The 16,403-nt window shown below is 70.3% G+C and carries 11 protein-coding genes; 5 read left to right on the top strand and 6 right to left on the bottom strand.

Going from position 1 to position 16,403, the window contains the following annotated elements; all coding sequences use genetic code 11:
- Nucleotides 1–317 precede the first annotated feature (317 nt).
- Nucleotides 318–2,147: a monovalent cation:proton antiporter-2 (CPA2) family protein gene (locus tag RAB70_RS02280; protein ID WP_148827770.1), complete on the bottom strand. Its 1,830-nt coding sequence runs from the start codon at nucleotides 2,145–2,147 to the stop codon at nucleotides 318–320.
- Between the two features lie 483 nt (nucleotides 2,148–2,630).
- On the opposite strand from RAB70_RS02280, the gene RAB70_RS02275 reads away from it, so the two are divergent.
- The 3 genes from RAB70_RS02275 to RAB70_RS02265 all read left to right on the top strand — a co-directional run bounded on the left by RAB70_RS02275 (nucleotide 2,631) and on the right by RAB70_RS02265 (nucleotide 6,246).
- A complete protein-coding gene (locus RAB70_RS02275; protein WP_148830421.1) occupies nucleotides 2,631–5,327 on the top strand; it encodes a bifunctional acetate--CoA ligase family protein/GNAT family N-acetyltransferase in 2,697 nt (898 codons plus the stop codon).
- A gap of 13 nt (nucleotides 5,328–5,340) precedes the next feature.
- On the top strand, nucleotides 5,341–5,751 hold the full coding sequence (locus RAB70_RS02270; RefSeq protein ID WP_148830420.1) for a hypothetical protein: 411 nt from the start codon (nucleotides 5,341–5,343) through the stop codon (nucleotides 5,749–5,751).
- Nucleotides 5,752–5,865: 114 nt separating this feature from the next.
- A complete protein-coding gene (locus RAB70_RS02265; protein ID WP_017909307.1) occupies nucleotides 5,866–6,246 on the top strand; it encodes a VOC family protein in 381 nt (126 codons plus the stop codon).
- A gap of 119 nt (nucleotides 6,247–6,365) precedes the next feature.
- On the opposite strand, the gene RAB70_RS02260 is transcribed toward RAB70_RS02265, so the two are convergent.
- Entirely contained in the window at nucleotides 6,366–7,709 is a 1,344-nt protein-coding gene (locus RAB70_RS02260) for a hypothetical protein (protein WP_148830419.1), read from the bottom strand.
- Between the two features lie 728 nt (nucleotides 7,710–8,437).
- On the opposite strand from RAB70_RS02260, the gene RAB70_RS02255 reads away from it, so the two are divergent.
- Together RAB70_RS02255 and RAB70_RS02250 are read left to right on the top strand one after the other, a co-directional pair.
- Nucleotides 8,438–8,977: an excalibur calcium-binding domain-containing protein gene (locus RAB70_RS02255; RefSeq protein ID WP_148830418.1), complete on the top strand. Its 540-nt coding sequence runs from the start codon at nucleotides 8,438–8,440 to the stop codon at nucleotides 8,975–8,977.
- 121 nt (nucleotides 8,978–9,098) lie between these two features.
- The gene (locus RAB70_RS02250; protein ID WP_223875510.1) at nucleotides 9,099–9,431 is read left to right on the top strand and encodes a hypothetical protein; all 333 of its coding nucleotides are present in this window, start codon (nucleotides 9,099–9,101) and stop codon (nucleotides 9,429–9,431) included.
- 131 nt (nucleotides 9,432–9,562) lie between these two features.
- Here the strand turns inward: RAB70_RS02250 and RAB70_RS02245 are convergent, their stop codons facing one another.
- The 4 genes from RAB70_RS02245 to RAB70_RS02230 form a co-directional block, all read right to left on the bottom strand.
- On the bottom strand, nucleotides 9,563–10,300 hold the full coding sequence (locus RAB70_RS02245) for a DUF6065 family protein (protein ID WP_148830416.1): 738 nt from the start codon (nucleotides 10,298–10,300) through the stop codon (nucleotides 9,563–9,565).
- Nucleotides 10,301–10,382: 82 nt separating this feature from the next.
- Nucleotides 10,383–12,392, bottom strand: a complete 2,010-nt coding sequence (locus tag RAB70_RS02240) for an acetyl-CoA carboxylase biotin carboxylase subunit (protein WP_148830415.1) — start codon at nucleotides 12,390–12,392, stop codon at nucleotides 10,383–10,385.
- A gap of 991 nt (nucleotides 12,393–13,383) precedes the next feature.
- Entirely contained in the window at nucleotides 13,384–14,994 is a 1,611-nt protein-coding gene (locus tag RAB70_RS02235) for a carboxyl transferase domain-containing protein (RefSeq protein WP_148829677.1), read from the bottom strand.
- A 129-nt stretch (nucleotides 14,995–15,123) separates the two neighbouring features.
- On the bottom strand, nucleotides 15,124–16,287 hold the full coding sequence (locus RAB70_RS02230) for an isovaleryl-CoA dehydrogenase (RefSeq protein ID WP_010341368.1): 1,164 nt from the start codon (nucleotides 16,285–16,287) through the stop codon (nucleotides 15,124–15,126).
- Nucleotides 16,288–16,403 lie beyond the last annotated feature (116 nt).

The following is a 16,403-nucleotide window of genomic DNA, read 5'->3' as shown; positions in this document are numbered from 1 at the left end:
CGTCCGCGACGGCGAGGCCTTTGCTGGCGGCGGCAACAAGGACGACGGGGCCAAGCGTGACATGCGGTTCGACAACGCCAGTGCGCGTCAAGCGCGCTATGTCTGGACACCGCCAATGCTTCCAGTGTGGGAGGGGCTTCAGCCCCGACGCGACCATGCCGGATGCCACCCGCCTCATGTCGCATTGACCGACCGCCAGGCTGCGCACCGATTTCGTGGTGTGCCCGCCATGAGCGGCAGCGATGCGACCGCCCACCGCATCGCACGCCAGCAACACTGCAGACCATGCGGCCGCGGCCACACGCACGCCGCCCGCCTCAACCGCGCGGCTGCCCCATGCTCGTCGCATCCGCCGGCCCCGCCGTGGGATCGTTGACGTCGGCCTCGAACAGCTTGGTCAGGTCGGCGCGCGCCGCACGCGCGGTCTGCACCACCGCCGCATCGTCGTCGTAGACCAGGTGCTGGGCCCTCAGCAGTTGCGTGTCGTGCTCGCGGAAACGGGCGATACGATCGCGCGCGGTCGCCGCATCCAGGCCCAGGCCGAGCAGCACCTGCTCGCTCAGCTCCAGGCTGGAGGCGAACACTTCGCGGAACGGCTCCGCACCCAGGTCCATCAGCCGCCAGGCGTGCTGGCGGTTGCGTGCGCGCGCCAGCACCTTGGCGGTGGGGTAGAGCCGGCGGATCAGCCGCGTGGTCTTGATGTTGGTCTCCGGGTCGTCCATCGCCACCACGAAGATGCGGATGCCGTCGCTGCCAGCCGCGCGCAGCAGGTCCGGGCGGCTGGGGTCGCCGTAGTAGAGCTGGTTGCCGAAGCGGCGCAGGTCCTCCACCGTGTCCGGATTGTGTTCCAGCGCCACGAACGGGATGCGCTGTGCGGTCAGCAGGCGCGCCACGATCTGGCCGAAGCGGCCCATGCCGGCGATCAGCACCTGCGCGCGCTGCGCATCCACGGTGTCGTACTGCGCGGCCGGCGATGGTGGCTGCTTGCCCTTGCTGGCCTCACTGCCGCCGAGCAGGCGCTGCATGCCGATCAGCAGCAGCGGCGTCAGCGCCATCGACACGCCGACCACCGCGACCAGGCGGTCGTGGGTGGCGTCGTCGAGCAGGCGCACGCGCTGCGCCTCGGTGAACACCACGAAGGCGAACTCGCCGCCCAGCCACAGCAGGCTGCCCAGCAGCAGCGCACTGCGCCAGGGCAGGCGCAGCACGCGGCCGATGCCGGCCAGCAGCGCGAACTTGACCAGCAACAGCGTGGCCACGGCGCCGGCGATCAGCCACGGCTCGGCGACGATGCGGTCCAGGTCGATGCCCATGCCCACGGCGATGAAGAACACGCCCAGCAGCAGGCCCTGGAACGGCTCGATCTGCGCCTCCAGTTCGTGGCGGAACTCCGAATCGGCCAGCAGCACGCCGGCCAGGAACGCGCCCAGGCTGGGGCTGAGCCCGGCCTTCTGCAGGAACCAGGCGTTGCCCAGCACCACCAGCAGCGCGCTGGCGGTGAACACCTCCGGCATGCGCGTGCGCGCCACCGTGCGGAACAGGTGGCGCAGCGCGAAGCGCCCGCACAGCACCACCAGCGCCAGCGCGCCCAGCGCCTGGCCCACTTCCGTCCAGGTCAGGGTGTCGTTCTTGGCGCCGCCGAGCAGCGGCACCGCGGCCAGCAGCGGGATCGCGATCAGGTCCTGGAACAGCAGGATGGCGAAGCCGAGCCGGCCGTAGTCGCTGTTGAGCGCCTTGCGCTCGGCCAGCAGTTGCAGGCCCACCGCGGTGGAGGACAGCGCCAGCGCCAGGCCGATCACCAGCGCGCTCTTCCAGTTCAGGCCCATGCACAGCGCCAGCGCGCCCAGCGGCAGCGCGGTCAGCGCGACCTGGGCCGACCCGGCGCCGAACACCGCATGCCGCATCACCTTCAAGCGCGCCGGCGACAGTTCCAGGCCGATCAGGAACAGCAGCATCACCACGCCGATCTCGGCGGCGTTGAGGATGCGCTCGGTGTCCTGCACGAAGCCCAGCCCGTCCGGCCCCAGCACCACACCCGCGGCCAGGTAGGCCAGTACCGCGCCCAGGCCCAGGCGCTTGAACACCGGCACCGCGATCACCGCGGCCAGCAGCAGCACCAGCGCCAGTTCCAGGCCGCCGCTATGCACGAGTCGTCTCCATCGCCGCATTATGCGGCCGCCAATGCGACCGGGTGCTGACCCGGGCTGTGCCTGCGTGCTCCGATGGACATGGCGGATCCGCGAAGGATCGGCGGTGGGCGGTCGTCTGGCGGGGTCTTTCTGCGGGGGAGGCGGCGCTGCCTGCCCTGCGCACCGGGTGTGCGCCGCCGCCTGGTCTCTGTGGCCTGGTCGGGTCGGGTCGGGGCTGAAGCCCCTCTCACACCGGGAAGTCCAGCGATGGTCCGTGTCGTTCCGGATTCCGGTCAAGCGCGCGTGCGTACGTAACGGGCCGCCGACCCAAGCCCCTGTGGGAGGGGCTTCAGCCCCGACGCGCGGATGCCGGAATCTCGCCAGCGCAGCTGTCGCCGGATGCGCGGCATCGCCGTCAACGCCGCAGCGCGCGACCCGGATCATCCCCGCGCCGCGGCCAGCCGTGTACCGTTAGCGCATTCGCTCGCCTCCGCCGCCGCCATGAGCACCTATCACCTGCAGTCCGTGTTCCGCCCCGCCTCGGTCGCCATCGTCGGCGGCAGCCCGCGCGAGCGCTCGGCCGGGCGGGCGGTGGTGCGCAGCCTGCGCGCGGCCGGGTTTCCCGGGCAGATCGGCTGGGTCAGCCCGCGCTACCGCGAGATCGACGGCGTGCCCACGGTGCGCCGGCTCACCGATCTGCCCTGGGTGCCGGACCTGGTGGTGATCACCGCGCCGGCGCGGATGGTGCCGCGCATCGTGTCGATCGCTGCCCGGCGCGGCGTCGCCGCGGCGATCATCCTCACCGCCGGGCTCGGCAGCGGGCCGGGCTCGGCCGCGGCGCGGGTGGAGAGCGCCGCACGGGCGAAGGGCCTGCGCATCCTCGGCCCGCACTGCCTGGGCGTGATCGCGCCGCATGCGCGGCTCAACGCCAGCATCGCCGCGCACTGCCCGCAGCCGGGCGACCTGGCGCTGATCTCCGAATCCAGCGCCATCGCCGCGGCGCTGGTGGAGTGGGGCGTGGCGCGTGCGGTCGGCTTCTCGGCGGTGGTCTCGCTGGGCGACGCGCTGGACGTGGACTTCGCCGACCTGCTCGACTACTTCGCCACCGACTACCGCACCCGCGCGATCCTGCTCTATGTCGAACACATCCGTGACGCGCGCAAGTTCATGTCCGCCGCGCGCGCCGCCGCCCGCGCCAAGCCGGTGGTGGTGGTGAAGTCGGGCCGGCAACTGCGCATCGATCCCAACGCCGACACCCACGTGCAGGCGCTGGCCAGTTCCGATGCGGTGTACGGCGCCGCGTTCGCCCGCGCCGGACTGCTGCGGGTGCGCGCGCTGGACGAACTGTTCGCCGCGGCGGAGACGCTGGGCCGGCTCAGCACCTTCCCCGGCCGGCGCCTGGCCATCCTCAGCAACGGCGGTGGCGTCGGCCGCCTGGCGGTGGATACGCTGGCCGATCTCGGCGGCACCCTGGCGGCGCTCTCGGCGCCCACCCAGCAGCAACTGGACGCGGCGCTGCCGCAGGAATGGTCGCATCGCAATCCGGTGGACATCGTGGTGGACGCCGACGGCGAACGCTACGCCGCCGCCGCCGGTGCGCTGCTGGAGGACCCGGAGAACGATGCGGTGCTGGTGGTCAACGTGCCGACCGCGTTCACTTCCTCGGCCGAGGCGGCGCAGGCGCTGACCCGCATCCTCGGCCAGCGCCCGCGCCACCACCGCGACAAGCCGGTGTTCGCGGTGTGGCTGGGCAACGACGAGAGCGCCACCGCCACGCTCAACGCCGCGCGCATCCCCACCTACGCCACCGAGGCGGACGCGGTGCGCGGCTTCATGCACCTGGTGCGCTACCGCGAAGCGCAGGCGGCGCTGATGGAAACGCCGCCGAGCCTGCCCGACGATTTCGCCTTCGACGCCGCCGCCGCGCGCGGCATCGTCGACGCGGCGCTGGCCGCCGGGCAGACCTGGCTGGACCCGCTGGCGACCACGCGATTGCTGGCCGCCTACGGCATCCCCACCGCGCCGGTGGCGCACGCCGCCGATGCCGAGGCCGCGGCGCAGGTGGCCGCGCCGATGCTGGCGCAGGGCTCGGCGGTGGCGGTGAAGATCCATTCGGCCGACATCCCGCACAAGTCCGACGTGGACGGCGTGCGCCTCAACCTGGTCAGCGTGGAGGCGGTGCGCGACGCCGCCGAGGGCATCCTCGCCCGCGCACGCGCCGCGCGACCGCACGCGCGCATCGACGGCGTGCTGGTGCAGCCCTCGCTGCTGCGGCCGAAGGCGCGCGAACTGATCGCCGGCATCGCCGACGATCCCACCTTCGGCCCGGTGATCGTGTTCGGCCGCGGCGGCACCGCGGTGGAGGTGATCGACGACAAGGCGCTGGCGCTGCCGCCGCTGGACCTGCGCCTGGCCCACGAACTGATCGGCCGCACCCGCGTCAGCCGCATCCTCAAGGCCTACCGCGACGTGCCGGCCGCCGACGAGCGTGCGGTGGCGATGGTGCTGGTCAAGCTGGCGCAACTGGCGGCCGACCTGCCCGAGATCCGCGAACTGGACATCAATCCGCTGCTGGCCGACCGCGACGGGGTGATCGCGGTCGACGCGCGGGTGGCGGTGGCGCCGTCGCGGCGCCTGCACAAGGGCCGCGGCCATCCGCGCTTCGCGATCTTCCCGTATCCCAAGGAGTGGGAACGGCGCATCGTGCTCAACGACGGCAGCGCCGCGTTCGTGCGCCCGGTGCGGCCGGAGGACGACGCGCTGTTCCGCAGCTTCTTCGCCCGCGTCACCGACGAGGACCTGCGCCTGCGCTTCTTTCAGGCGGTGAAGCATTTCAGTCACGAATTCATTGCGCGCCTGACCCAGCTCGACTACGCGCGCTCGATCGCGCTGGTGGCGATCGAGCCGCGCAGCGGCGACATGCTCGGCGCGGTGCGCCTGCATGCCGATGCCGATTACGACCGCGGCGAATACGGCATCCTGATCCGCTCCGACCTCAAGGGCCACGGCATCGGCTGGCAGTTGATGCGGATCATGATCGAGTACGCCGGCTGGCTCGGCCTCAAGGTGGTCGAAGGCCAGGTGTTGCGCGAGAACCGCACCATGCTGGCGATGTGCCGGCAGCTCGGCTTCAAGGCCACGCCGGATCCGGACGACGCCACGCTGATGGACGTGGTGTTGCCGGTGGCGCAGCACTGAGGACGGCGCCGCGATGTCGACGTTCTCGCCCAGCGCATTGAAGCCGCGCCACGCGATCCTGTCCGGCCTCCCGGGCGCCGCCTCGCTGGAGATCCTGCTGCGCCCGTTCCTGCACGCCGGCGAGATCGTGGACACCGCGATCCGCCTGGGCGGCATCGCGCTGCCATCGCTCAGGCTCGGCGAGCTGGCCGGCCAGCGCTTCGACTTTCCACGCAACCCGCAGGACGGTTACATCGACGGCGCACTTTACCTGGCCGGCGCGCACCACCCGGTCGATGTCGACACGCTGACCTTCAACCTCTCGCGCGACGGGCAACTGACGCTCGTGGCCAGGGGCGTGTATGCGTTCGATGTCGAAGGCCTGGACGACTTGGGCACGGTCCCCTTTACCCTGGCCGCGCGGCTCAGCACGTGCGCGCTGTGAGCGCGGCGGCACGCCGCGGCGCAGTGGCCTTTTGGCATCGCCGCACGTTGCATGAGGCGCTTCACCACCGCACACGTCGACCTGCCTGCGACACTCGACCCTCGGGAGTTCTTCATGTCGTTCAAGCCAGAGCGCTACACCTCGGTCTCGCCGTATCTCATTGTCGATGGCGCGCAGCGGACCATCGCGTTCCTGGTCGCGGTGTTCGACGCCGAACCCTTGCGGCAGATTCCCGGCGAGGGTGGCCTGCTCGCCCACGGCGAGGTGCGCATCGACGACACCGTGGTGATGTTCTGCGATGCGGTCGAGGGCTGGCCGGCGGTGCCGGCGCATGTGCACGTCTACGTGCGCGATGTGGATGCGACCTACCAGCGGGCACTGGCTGCCGGTGCCACGGCGGTGCAGGCGCCGGTGCAGAAGGACGATCCGGACCGGCGTGGCGGCTTTCGCGACCCAGGCGGCACGACCTGGTGGGTCGGTCAGCAGATCGGCTGAGCGAGCGCAGGCGGCAACACGTCTGACGCCGCTCATCCCTGCGCCTTGCGCCGCACTCGGCACAGGCCGTGCCTGCCGGCGCCGTCGGACGGCACGCGGCAGGCACGGTGTTGCGGTGCTTACTCCAGCTCCTGGTTGCTCACCCCACGCTCGACCGGGTACACGGTCGGCGGTGGCGTGGTGGAGCGCATCAGCTTCAGCGAGGTCTTGCTCTGCTCGCACAGGTTGCCGCCGCTGACGAACACGCCATCCTGGGTGCACTTCCAGTCGTAGAAGTTGGCGATGCCGCCGGCCAGCTGCAGGCTGTAGTCGGTGCTCTTGGCCGCGGCGTCGAACGGCTGTCCGGCCGGGATGTTCTGGAACCAGCGCATCCATTCCTTGGAACCGACCGGCGGCACCTTGTCCGGCGCCTGGAAGGTGGGGTTCATCGGCGAGAGCTGCGGCGATTCGGCGGTCATGTGGCAGCTCATGCAGGAGCTGATCGGATTGTCCACCGGGCCGTTGAGGCGGCCGTTCCAGCCCAGGTGGGTCGGCGGCAGTTCCGGCCTGGCGTTGATCGCCGACTGCAGGATGCGCGGATTGATCCGGGTCTGGGTCGGCTGCTTGTTGGTGTAGTCGTCGCCGGTGTTCTGCGGATCGTTGCCGAACATCACGCCCACCGGCACCAGGTTCTGCCAGCCGGGCTTGCCGCTGACCGCGCCGTTGTACTGGAAGGTGCCGAAGATCCAGCCGGTGCCGGGCACGCGGCTGTCGCGCACGGCGAAATCCATCTGGATCAGCGCCACCTGCTTGAACGCGCGGTCGGCGGACTTGAAGCTGTTGGTGACCCAGGCGTTCCACAGCACCGGGTTCTGCAGGAACGGCACCTGGCTCAGGTCCACGTCGGCGAACAGCGCCTTGCACACCACGGTGCCGTCGCGGAAGGTGTTGGGCTTGGTGGTGAAGCTCGGATCCGGGTTCTGCGGATCCTTCCACACCTGGCCGAAGGTGTAGGCGCCGACATCGTTGTAGATGCCGACCGCGAAGGTCTGACCGGTGGTGAGCTGGGTCGGCGCCAGTTGCTTGACCTGGATTTGCGCTTCCTTGGTCAGCCCATGCACGCCTTCGCGTCCGAGCGGGCCGTAGTGCTGCCAGGGCGCGTGATACCAGCGCCGCACCTTGTTGTTCTGCACGTACCAGTCGCTTTCGACGTTGCCTTCCAGGCAGTAGGCCTTCACGGCATCGGCGTAGCCGCGCCAGGCTTCGAAGTTGTTGCTCAGCGGCTTGGGCAGCTTCTGGAAGAACGCCGGCAACGGGCCGCTGGGCGGTTGCTGCGGATAGTCCTGGCTGAGCTGGAACAGCGGCCCCTTGTACGTAGAGGGCGGCGCGTAGCCGAAATCCGGAAAGCGCCCGGCGGAGGCGGCGCCGCTGGCAAGGGTCAGCACGGTGGCGATGGCGAGAATGCGCGGATGAGGCAGTTGCATGATGGACCTCCGGTCGTGTGCGTCGGTGCGTGCGGGCGATGCCGCGTCCTGTGTCCGGACATCCCCTGGCCCCGGACCGGCCGCACGCCCGCGCTGCTGCGCGGCCGCGGTGAAAGGAGCCCCGTCGCACCAGGGCCGCGCGCAGGCACGGGCGTACGCATCCGCCTGCGCGCGCAGACGAAGCGAGAGACGCGATGGGAAGTGCAGCATCCACCGCCACCGTGGAGACGCGGCGGCGCTGCTGTGGATGCGTGAAACGGCCTAGCGGACCGAAGACATGTCCATGTCGCTCTCCTGACCCCGTGTGGAAGGCAACTGCGTTGAAGACGGTTGTCGCGTCGAGCGTGGGGGAAACGCGCGGGCCCGGCAGGGCAGCATCGGGGGACGAATGCTGCGGGGGCGGCGCCCTGCGGCGGCCGCGATGCCGGGTTGCGCGTCGATCGCCAACCGCGCGTGGGAGCGGGCGTCGGCGTTGCTCGACGCTTCGGACTCTAGCGAGCGCCGCGCCGCCGGTGGTAGACAGTTGCGACCGCCGGCGTCGCCGCGGCGCGTGGCTGACCGGCCGTCGCGCGAACGCGCCTGCAGCAGGTGGCCGCTCGGCACGCAGGCCACAGCCATGGCATGCTGCACGCGGGGCCGCGCCTGGCGGGAGCAGGCGCGGTGGGGACGGTGGACGCACCGGGCACGGCGGCGTCCACCGCGGCGATGCACTTTCTTGCGGTGACGCCATGCGCACGCACGGGACCTTGATTCAGTGGAGCGAGGAGCGCGGCTGCGGCCGGGTGCGCCTTGCCCATCGTGAGACCGAAGCCGAGGTGCAACGCGCGGCGTTTCCTGCCGACGGCATTCCCCCGCGGGTGGGCGAACTGATCTCCTTCGACCTGGAGCACGACGCGCAGGGACGGCCGCGGGCCATGCGGGTGATGCGTCCCGGTCGGGCGCCTGCATCGCCCGCGCGTGCGGCACCGCGTCCGCGTCGCGGTCTCTGGCTCGGCGTGTTGATGCTGCTGGCGGTGCTCGCGATCGCGGCCTACGCGGCGCTGCGCTTCGTGGCGGCACCGCAGGCAAGCCCTGCGGTACCCTCGGCGCCGGTGTCGTCAGCGCCCACCGCGCCCACGACGGCGCCTGCCTTCCACTGCGACGGCCGCACGCACTGCGCGCAGATGACCTCGTGCGACGAAGCGGTGTACTTCCTGCAGCACTGCCCGGGTGTGGAGATGGACGGCAACCACGACGGCGTGCCGTGCGAACGGCAGTGGTGCCATTAGGGGGCATGGTCGGCTTGCGTAAGCCGCTATCCTTTCCAATGAGGCTCAGACTGGGTGCCAATCCAACGTGCGATATCTTGCAGCGATCGATATTCCCGCGGCGTTTCGTCGTGGAAAGTCAGTGGAGCAGTTCCTTGGCCGCAGTGACCAGGGCAAGCAGTGCATTCGTCACCTCGAGCTGCGCCCCTGCAAAGGAGCGATACAGATCTGGGTGCACGACGTCGAGGATATCGGCAGCGAGCTCTATCTGGATCTGTACGACTTCCCGTGCCTCGAACCAGACGGGCCGGAAGCGCCGGTAGCCACATTCGCCGATCCGCAAGGCGCGCTTGCCTATGCACATGCAGCACTGGCGGCCGATACCGGCCGCTGGGTGAATGCAGGCGTCGTACAGTCCGAATACCTCGATTACATCCGGGCAGGCCGGCCGGCCAAATGGCCGCATGCCAGTTGACGTTTTCATCGAACACCGGTGTGGCCTGGCGGGTCGACTTCGATGTCTTTCTCCGCACGCGGCTGCATGCGCCAAGTTAGCTAGTGACTTATGCGGTCGATGCCACACCTCGGGGGTGCGTAGGCGCGATTTCAGCCATCTTCGTCGCGGGTGAACGGCGCCAACCGCAGTTTCACCCGGTGCTCCACGCCGGCCGGGCACTGCCCCGGCGCCGGTCCGCGGAAATAGCTGCGCTGCCAGCCTTCGCGGCTGGCGTCGGAATCGGGCTGTTCCAGGTCGTGCAGGAACTGGCCACGGCTGCGCATCCACGCCTGGTGCTCGCGCTCCAGCTCCGGCGTCTGCGACAACGGCTGCCAGCGCGGTTCGGTCTCGGCCAGCACCCGTCGCTGCACCGGGAAGAAGTGGCAGAACGGCTCGCCGGCCTCGAACCGGACCCGGCCGGGCCGGGTGAACTGCCAGTTCATGGTGAAGGTGTACGGACTCCAGTCGGTCTCGATCAGCCCGGTGAGCCCGGCGATGCCGTCCTTGGGCCGATTCACCGGTGCAGTGACGTACAGGTCCACGCCGGCCTCGGTGCGGAACAGGCACGGCACGTGGAAGGTGAGCACGCCATAGCCGAAGTGGCTGACCGCCGGCGCGTGCGTCCCAGGTGCCGGCTGCACGCGCAGGTCGTCGAGCGCGTTGCCGCCGTTCCACTCGGCCTCGAACGCGCTCTGGCACAGCAGTTCCCAGCCATGCGCGTTGGCGATGTCCAGCGGCAGGCAGCGGTAGGCGTAGCGCTCGGCGGTCTGGTCCATCCACGGCCGCTCGCGCGGCGCAGGGCGCACGTCGAGGGTGTGGCCGTCGAGAACGTGGGCGGTGAGTTTCATGGCGCGTGCAGGACGATGGACCAGCGCCGAGTGTGACGCCAAGCCGCGGCCTTGGCGACCGCGGCTTGGCGGGCGGCGACGCTCAGGCCGCTTCGAAGTCCAGCAGCGCCACGCCGTCGCCGACCAGCTCGCCCTCGCGCACGCGAAAGCTCTGCACGGTGCCATCGGCCGGCGCCTGCAGGGTGTGCTCCATCTTCATCGCCTCCAGCACCAGCAGCGGCGTGCCGCGGCGCACCTGGGTGCCGGGCGCGACCAGCAGGGCGACGATGCGCCCCGGCATCGGCGCGGTCAGGCCGCCGCCTTCCACCGCCGGCTGGTCGGCCTCGGCCACCGGGTCGTGGCGTTCGAACAGGTAGCCGTGGCCGTCGACGAACAGGTGCAGCTGCGTGCCGGCGAACACCGCATCGGCCTGCACCCGCTGTGTGCCGAGAAACGCGGACAGGCGCCCGTCGCGCAACTGGCCGCTCGCCTCGAGCGGCTCCTGCGCCGGCGCGGCGTGGATCCGCCAGCCGCCGGCATGCGCGGTCAGCTGCAACGTGCGTTGCGTTTCGCCGTGCTGCAGGGTCAGCGCACGCGGCGCCGGCGCGCCCAGCCGCCAGCCGTCGCGCAGGTCCCACGGCGAGTGCGGATCGGCAGCCTCGGCCGCTGGCGCGTGCTCGTGCAGTTGCCAGGCCAGCGCCGCCAGGCTCCACAGCGCGTCGGTGGTCGGGACGGGGGTGTCGAACAAGGCGGCGTGCTCGCGTTCGATCAGTGCGGTGTCCAGGTCCGCCTGCGCGAACGCGCTGGTGCCGACCAGGCGCTGCAGGAACGCGGCATTGGTCGACACGCCGACCACCTGGCACGCCGCCAGCGCCGCCTGCATGCGCCGCAGCGCGCGCTCGCGGGTCACATCCCAGACGATCAGCTTGGCGATCATCGGATCGTAGTGCGGGCCGATCACATCGCCCTGCTCGACGCCGGCATCGACCCGCGTATGCGCGTCGGCGGCGGGCAGGCGCAGATGCTGCAGCGTGCCGATCGAGGGCAGGAAACCGCGCGCCGGGTCTTCGGCGTACAGCCGCGCTTCCAGCGCGTGGCCGTGGATCGCCAGTTCGTGCTGGCGCTGCGGCAGCGGCTGCCCGGCGGCCACGCGCAACTGCCACTCCACCAGGTCGGTGCCGGTGATGCACTCGGTGACCGGATGCTCCACTTGCAGGCGGGTGTTCATTTCCATGAAGTAGAACGCGCCATCGGGCGCGACGATGAACTCCACGGTGCCGGCGCCGACGTAGCCCACCGCACGCGCCGCCTCCACCGCGGCCTGGCCCATCGCCGCACGCCGCGTCGCGTCCATGCCTGGCGCGGGGGCTTCCTCCAGCACCTTCTGGTGGCGGCGCTGCACCGAGCAGTCGCGTTCGAACAGGTAGACCAGTTCGCCGTGGCTGTCGCCGAACACCTGGATCTCGATGTGCCGCGGCCGCAGCACGTACTTCTCCACCAGCACGTGCGCATTGCCGAACGCGGCCTGCGCCTCGCGCTGGCAGGCGGCGAGCGCGGCGGCAAAGTCCTCATCGCGATCGACCCGACGCATGCCCTTGCCGCCACCACCGGCGCTGGCCTTGATCAGCACCGGGTAGCCGATGGCCGCGGCCTGCGCGCGCAGGAAGTCCGCATCCTGCTGCTCGCCGTGGTAACCCGGCGTCAGCGGCACCCCGGCCGCCTGCATCAGCGCCTTGGCCGCGCTCTTGTCGCCCATGGCGCGGATCGCCGCCGGCGGCGGCCCGATGAACACCAGCCCGCGCGCGGCGCAGGCTTCGGCGAACTCGGCGTTCTCGGACAGGAAGCCGTACCCGGGGTGGATGGCCTGCGCGCCGCTGCGTTGCGCGGCCTCGAGGATGCGCTCGCCGAGCAGGTAGCTCTCGCGTGCCGGCGCGGCACCGATGTACACGGCCTCGTCGGCCAGGCGCACGTGGCGCGCGTCGCGATCGGCATCGGAGTACACGGCCACGGTGGCGATGCCGAGCTTGCGGCAGGTGGCGATCACCCGGCAGGCGATCTCGCCGCGATTGGCGATGAGGATCTTGTCGAAGGTCGGCAGGTCGGGGGTGGCCATGGTCGGGTGCCTGGAAATGAGGTCAGGGGTGCTGCGGTTGCTGAGCGAGCAGTTGTGCGAAACGCACGTAGCTGTGCGCGATGCTTCTGCCGTTGCCGTTGCCGTTGCCGTTGCCGTTGCCGTTGCCGTTGCTTGGCTCTGGCCTTGGCTGTCGCTTTGGCTTTTGATTTACCGGGTTCCCTTCCGAAGCGGCGGCCATCGCGGGGAAAAACCCCGAAGGGGCGGCGCACAGGGACGTGCGCCGTCCGCGGCAGGGGCAGGATGCCCCTTCCGCGGATCCCTGTGATGGACGCGGACCCGGAGCGCGCAGCGCGGAGGGCGCGAGGCAGGGCGCGCTTTCTTTTGGTTACCTTTTCTTTGCGCGAGCAAAGAAAAGTAACTCGCCCGCAAGGGCGAAAGCCTTTAAAGCTTTTGCTGTTGCTACTGCTGTTGCTTGAAGCTTGTCTATCGGACGAGAACGGCTGTAGGAGCGGCTTCAGCCGCGACACACATGATCGGTTTTGCCTGTCGCGGCTAAAGCCGCTCCTACGATTCAGCGGCCGCCACCCTGGCAGCAAGTGCAAGAGCAAAGCTTTCGCCTGGCGGCGAGTCACTTTTCTTTGCTTGTGCAAAGAAAAGTAACCAAAAGAAAGCACACCCCGCAGCGCGCCCTCCGCGCTGCGCGCTCCGGGTCCGCAGCCACGGCGGGGATTCGCGGAAGGGGCATCCTGCCCCTGCCGCGAACGGCGCACATCCATGTGCGCCGCCCTTCGGGTTTTTCCCCGCCGCGGCTGCCGCGCCGAGGGGACCCGGTAAGTCAAAGGCAGAGCAAGAGCAAATGCAGGAGCAAGAGCAGCAGCAAAAGCGGAGGCCGTCGCAGCGAGCGCGTCCGCGGAGCCGGTCGTGGAGTCCACCGCCGGGCACACTAGCGCCGGCATCGCCAGCGACCACCTGCGTGACCACCGCCGATCCCCGCGCGAACGCGCCTTCCACCCTGAGCGCATGCGCCCGCTCACATCCGGAACACCCCGAACCGGCTCGGCTCCGCCGGCGCGTTCAACGCCGCCGACAAGCCCAACCCCAATACCCGCCGCGTCTGCGCCGGATCGATCACCCCGTCGTCCCACAACCGCGCACTGGCGTAGTACGGATGGCCCTGGCGCTCGAACTGCTCGCGGATCGGCGCCTTGAACGCCGTCTCCTCGGCGTCCGACCACTGCCCACCCTTGGCCGCGATGCCGTCGCGACGCACGGTCGCCAGCACGCTGGCCGCCTGCTCGCCGCCCATCACCCCGATGCGCGCGTTCGGCCACATCCACAGGAAGTTCGGCGAATAGGCGCGGCCGCACATGCCGTAGTTGCCGGCGCCGAACGAGCCGCCGATCACCACCGTGAACTTGGGCACCTTGGCGCAGGCCACCGCCATCACCAGCTTGGCGCCGTCCTTGGCGATGCCGCCGTGCTCGTACTTGCGGCCGACCATGAAGCCGGTGATGTTCTGCAGGAACACCAGCGGAATGCCGCGCTGCGCGCACAGCTCGATGAAGTGCGCGCCCTTCAGCGCCGACTCGGAGAACAGGATGCCGTTGTTGGCGACGATGCCCACCGGATAGCCATGGATGTGCGCGAAGCCGGTGACCAAGGTGGTGCCGTAGCGCGCCTTGAACTCGTCGAAGCGCGAGCCGTCGACCACCCGCGCGATCACCTCGCGCACGTCGAACGGCTTGCGCGGGTCGGCCGGGATCACCCCGTACAGCTCCTCGGCCGGATACAGCGGCGGCTCCGGCGTGCGCAGCGTCAGGGCGGGGGGCGGCTTGCGCCAGTTGAGCTGGGCGACGATCGCGCGCACCCGCGCCAGCGCCTGCAGGTCGTTGTCGGCGAAGTGGTCGGCCACGCCGGAGATGCGTGTGTGCACGTCGGCGCCGCCCAGGTCCTCGGCGCTGACGTCCTCGCCGGTGGCGGCCTTCACCAGCGGCGGGCCGCCGAGGAAGATGGTGCCCTGTTCGCGCACGATCACCGTCTCGTCGCTCATCGCCGGCACGTAGGCGCCGCCGGCGGTGCACGAGCCCATCACGCAGGCGATCTGGGCGATGCCCTGCGCCGACAGGTTGGCCTGGTTGTAGAAGATCCGGCCGAAGTGGTCGCGGTCGGGAAACACCTCGTCCTGCAGCGGCAGGAACGCGCCGCCGGAATCGACCAGGTAGATGCACGGCAGCCGGTTCTGCTGGGCGATCTCCTGCGCGCGCAGGTGCTTCTTCACCGTGATCGGGTAGTAGGTGCCGCCCTTGACCGTGGCGTCGTTGGCGACGATCACGCATTCCACGCCGGAGACGCGGCCGATGCCGGCGACCACGCCGGCGCACGGCACCTCGTCGTCGTACAGGCCCAGCGCGGCCAGCGGCGCGATCTCCAGGAACGCGCTGCCCGGGTCGAGCAGGGCATCGATGCGTTCGCGTACCAGCAGCTTGCCGCGGGCCTGGTGTTTGGCGCGGGCGGCCTCGCTGCCGCCCAGGGCGATGCGCGCCTGGGTGGCGTGCAGGTCGTCGACCACCGCGCGCAGCGCGGCGGCATTGGCGGCGAAGGCGTCGCTGCCGGGTTGCAACTGGGTCTGGATCGCGCTCATGGCAGAACCGTGGAAAGAAGGAAAGGGCAGGCGGCCGATGTGGGAGGGGCTCTTGTCCCCTTTTGCGGGATCAGCCCCGACGCGCTGACGTCGGAACGGCCTTACGGCCGATGCGCGTCCTGCGCGGCATCACTTGGTCCGCTCGAACAACTCGCGGCCGATCAGCATGCGACGGATCTCCGAGGTGCCCGCGCCGATCTCGTAGAGCTTGGCGTCGCGCCACAGGCGCCCGGTCGGATAGTCGTTGATGTAGCCGTTGCCGCCCAGCACCTGGATCGCCTGGCCGGTCAGCCAGGTCGCCTTCTCGGCGGCGTAGAGGATCGCGCCGGCGGCGTCCTGGCGGGTGGTGCGGCCGGCGTCGCAGGCGCGCGCCACCGCGTACACGTAGGCGCGGCAGGCGTTGAGGCCCACGTACATGTCGGCCAGCTTGCCCTGCATCAGCTGGAAGCTGCCGATCGGTTCGCCGAACTGGCGGCGCTCGTGCACGTAGGGCAGCACCACGTCCAGCGCCGCGGCCATCAGCCCCAGCGGGCCGCCGGACAGCACCACCCGCTCGTAGTCCAGGCCGGACATCAGCACGCGCACGCCGCCGCCGACCTCGCCCAGCACGTTTTCGGCCGGCACTTCGCAGTCCTGGAACACCAGTTCGCAGGTGTTGGAGCCGCGCATGCCGAGCTTGTCCAGCTTCTGCGCGGTACTGAAGCCGGGCATGCCCTTCTCGACCACGAATGCGGTGATGCCGCGCGCGCCGCCGCTCGGGTCGGTCTTGGCATAGACCACCAGCACGTCGGCGTCGGGGCCGTTGGTGATCCACATCTTGTTGCCGTTGAGCACGTAGCGGTCGCCGCGCGCCTCGGCGCGCAGCTTCATCGACACCACGTCCGAGCCGGCGCCGGGCTCGCTCATCGCCAGCGCGCCGACGTGCTCGCCGCTGCACAGCTTCGGCAGGTAGCGCGCCTTCTGCGCCGGGCTGGCGTTCTTGCGCAACTGGTTCACGCACAGGTTCGAATGCGCGCCGTAGGACAGGCCGATCGCGCCGCAGGCGCGGGAGATCTCCTCCATCGCCACCACGTGTGCCAGGTAGCCCATCGCGCTGCCGCCGTACTCTTCCTCGACGGTGAGGCCGAGCAGGCCCTGTTCGCCGAGCTTGCGCCACAGCGGCGCGGGGAAGGCGTTGTCGCGGTCGGCCTGCTCGGCCAGCGGCGCGATCTCGCGCGCGGCGAAGGCGGCGACGCTGTCGCGCAGCAGGTCGACCTCCTCGCCCAACTCGAAATTCAACGACGGCATCAGCATGGCGGCAACTCCGGGAATGGCGGGTGGCCGGCGGCGCCTAGAATCGACCCGCGCCGGGCAAGAGCGCCCAGCGTAGCCGGGAACGGCAAAGAAGTGAACAGAAATTCATTAATTGA

The sequence above is a fragment of the Xanthomonas sontii genome, from assembly GCF_040529055.1.
GTDB lineage: Bacteria > Pseudomonadota > Gammaproteobacteria > Xanthomonadales > Xanthomonadaceae > Xanthomonas_A > Xanthomonas_A sontii.
This window is presented reverse-complemented; position numbering and strand designations above follow the sequence as displayed.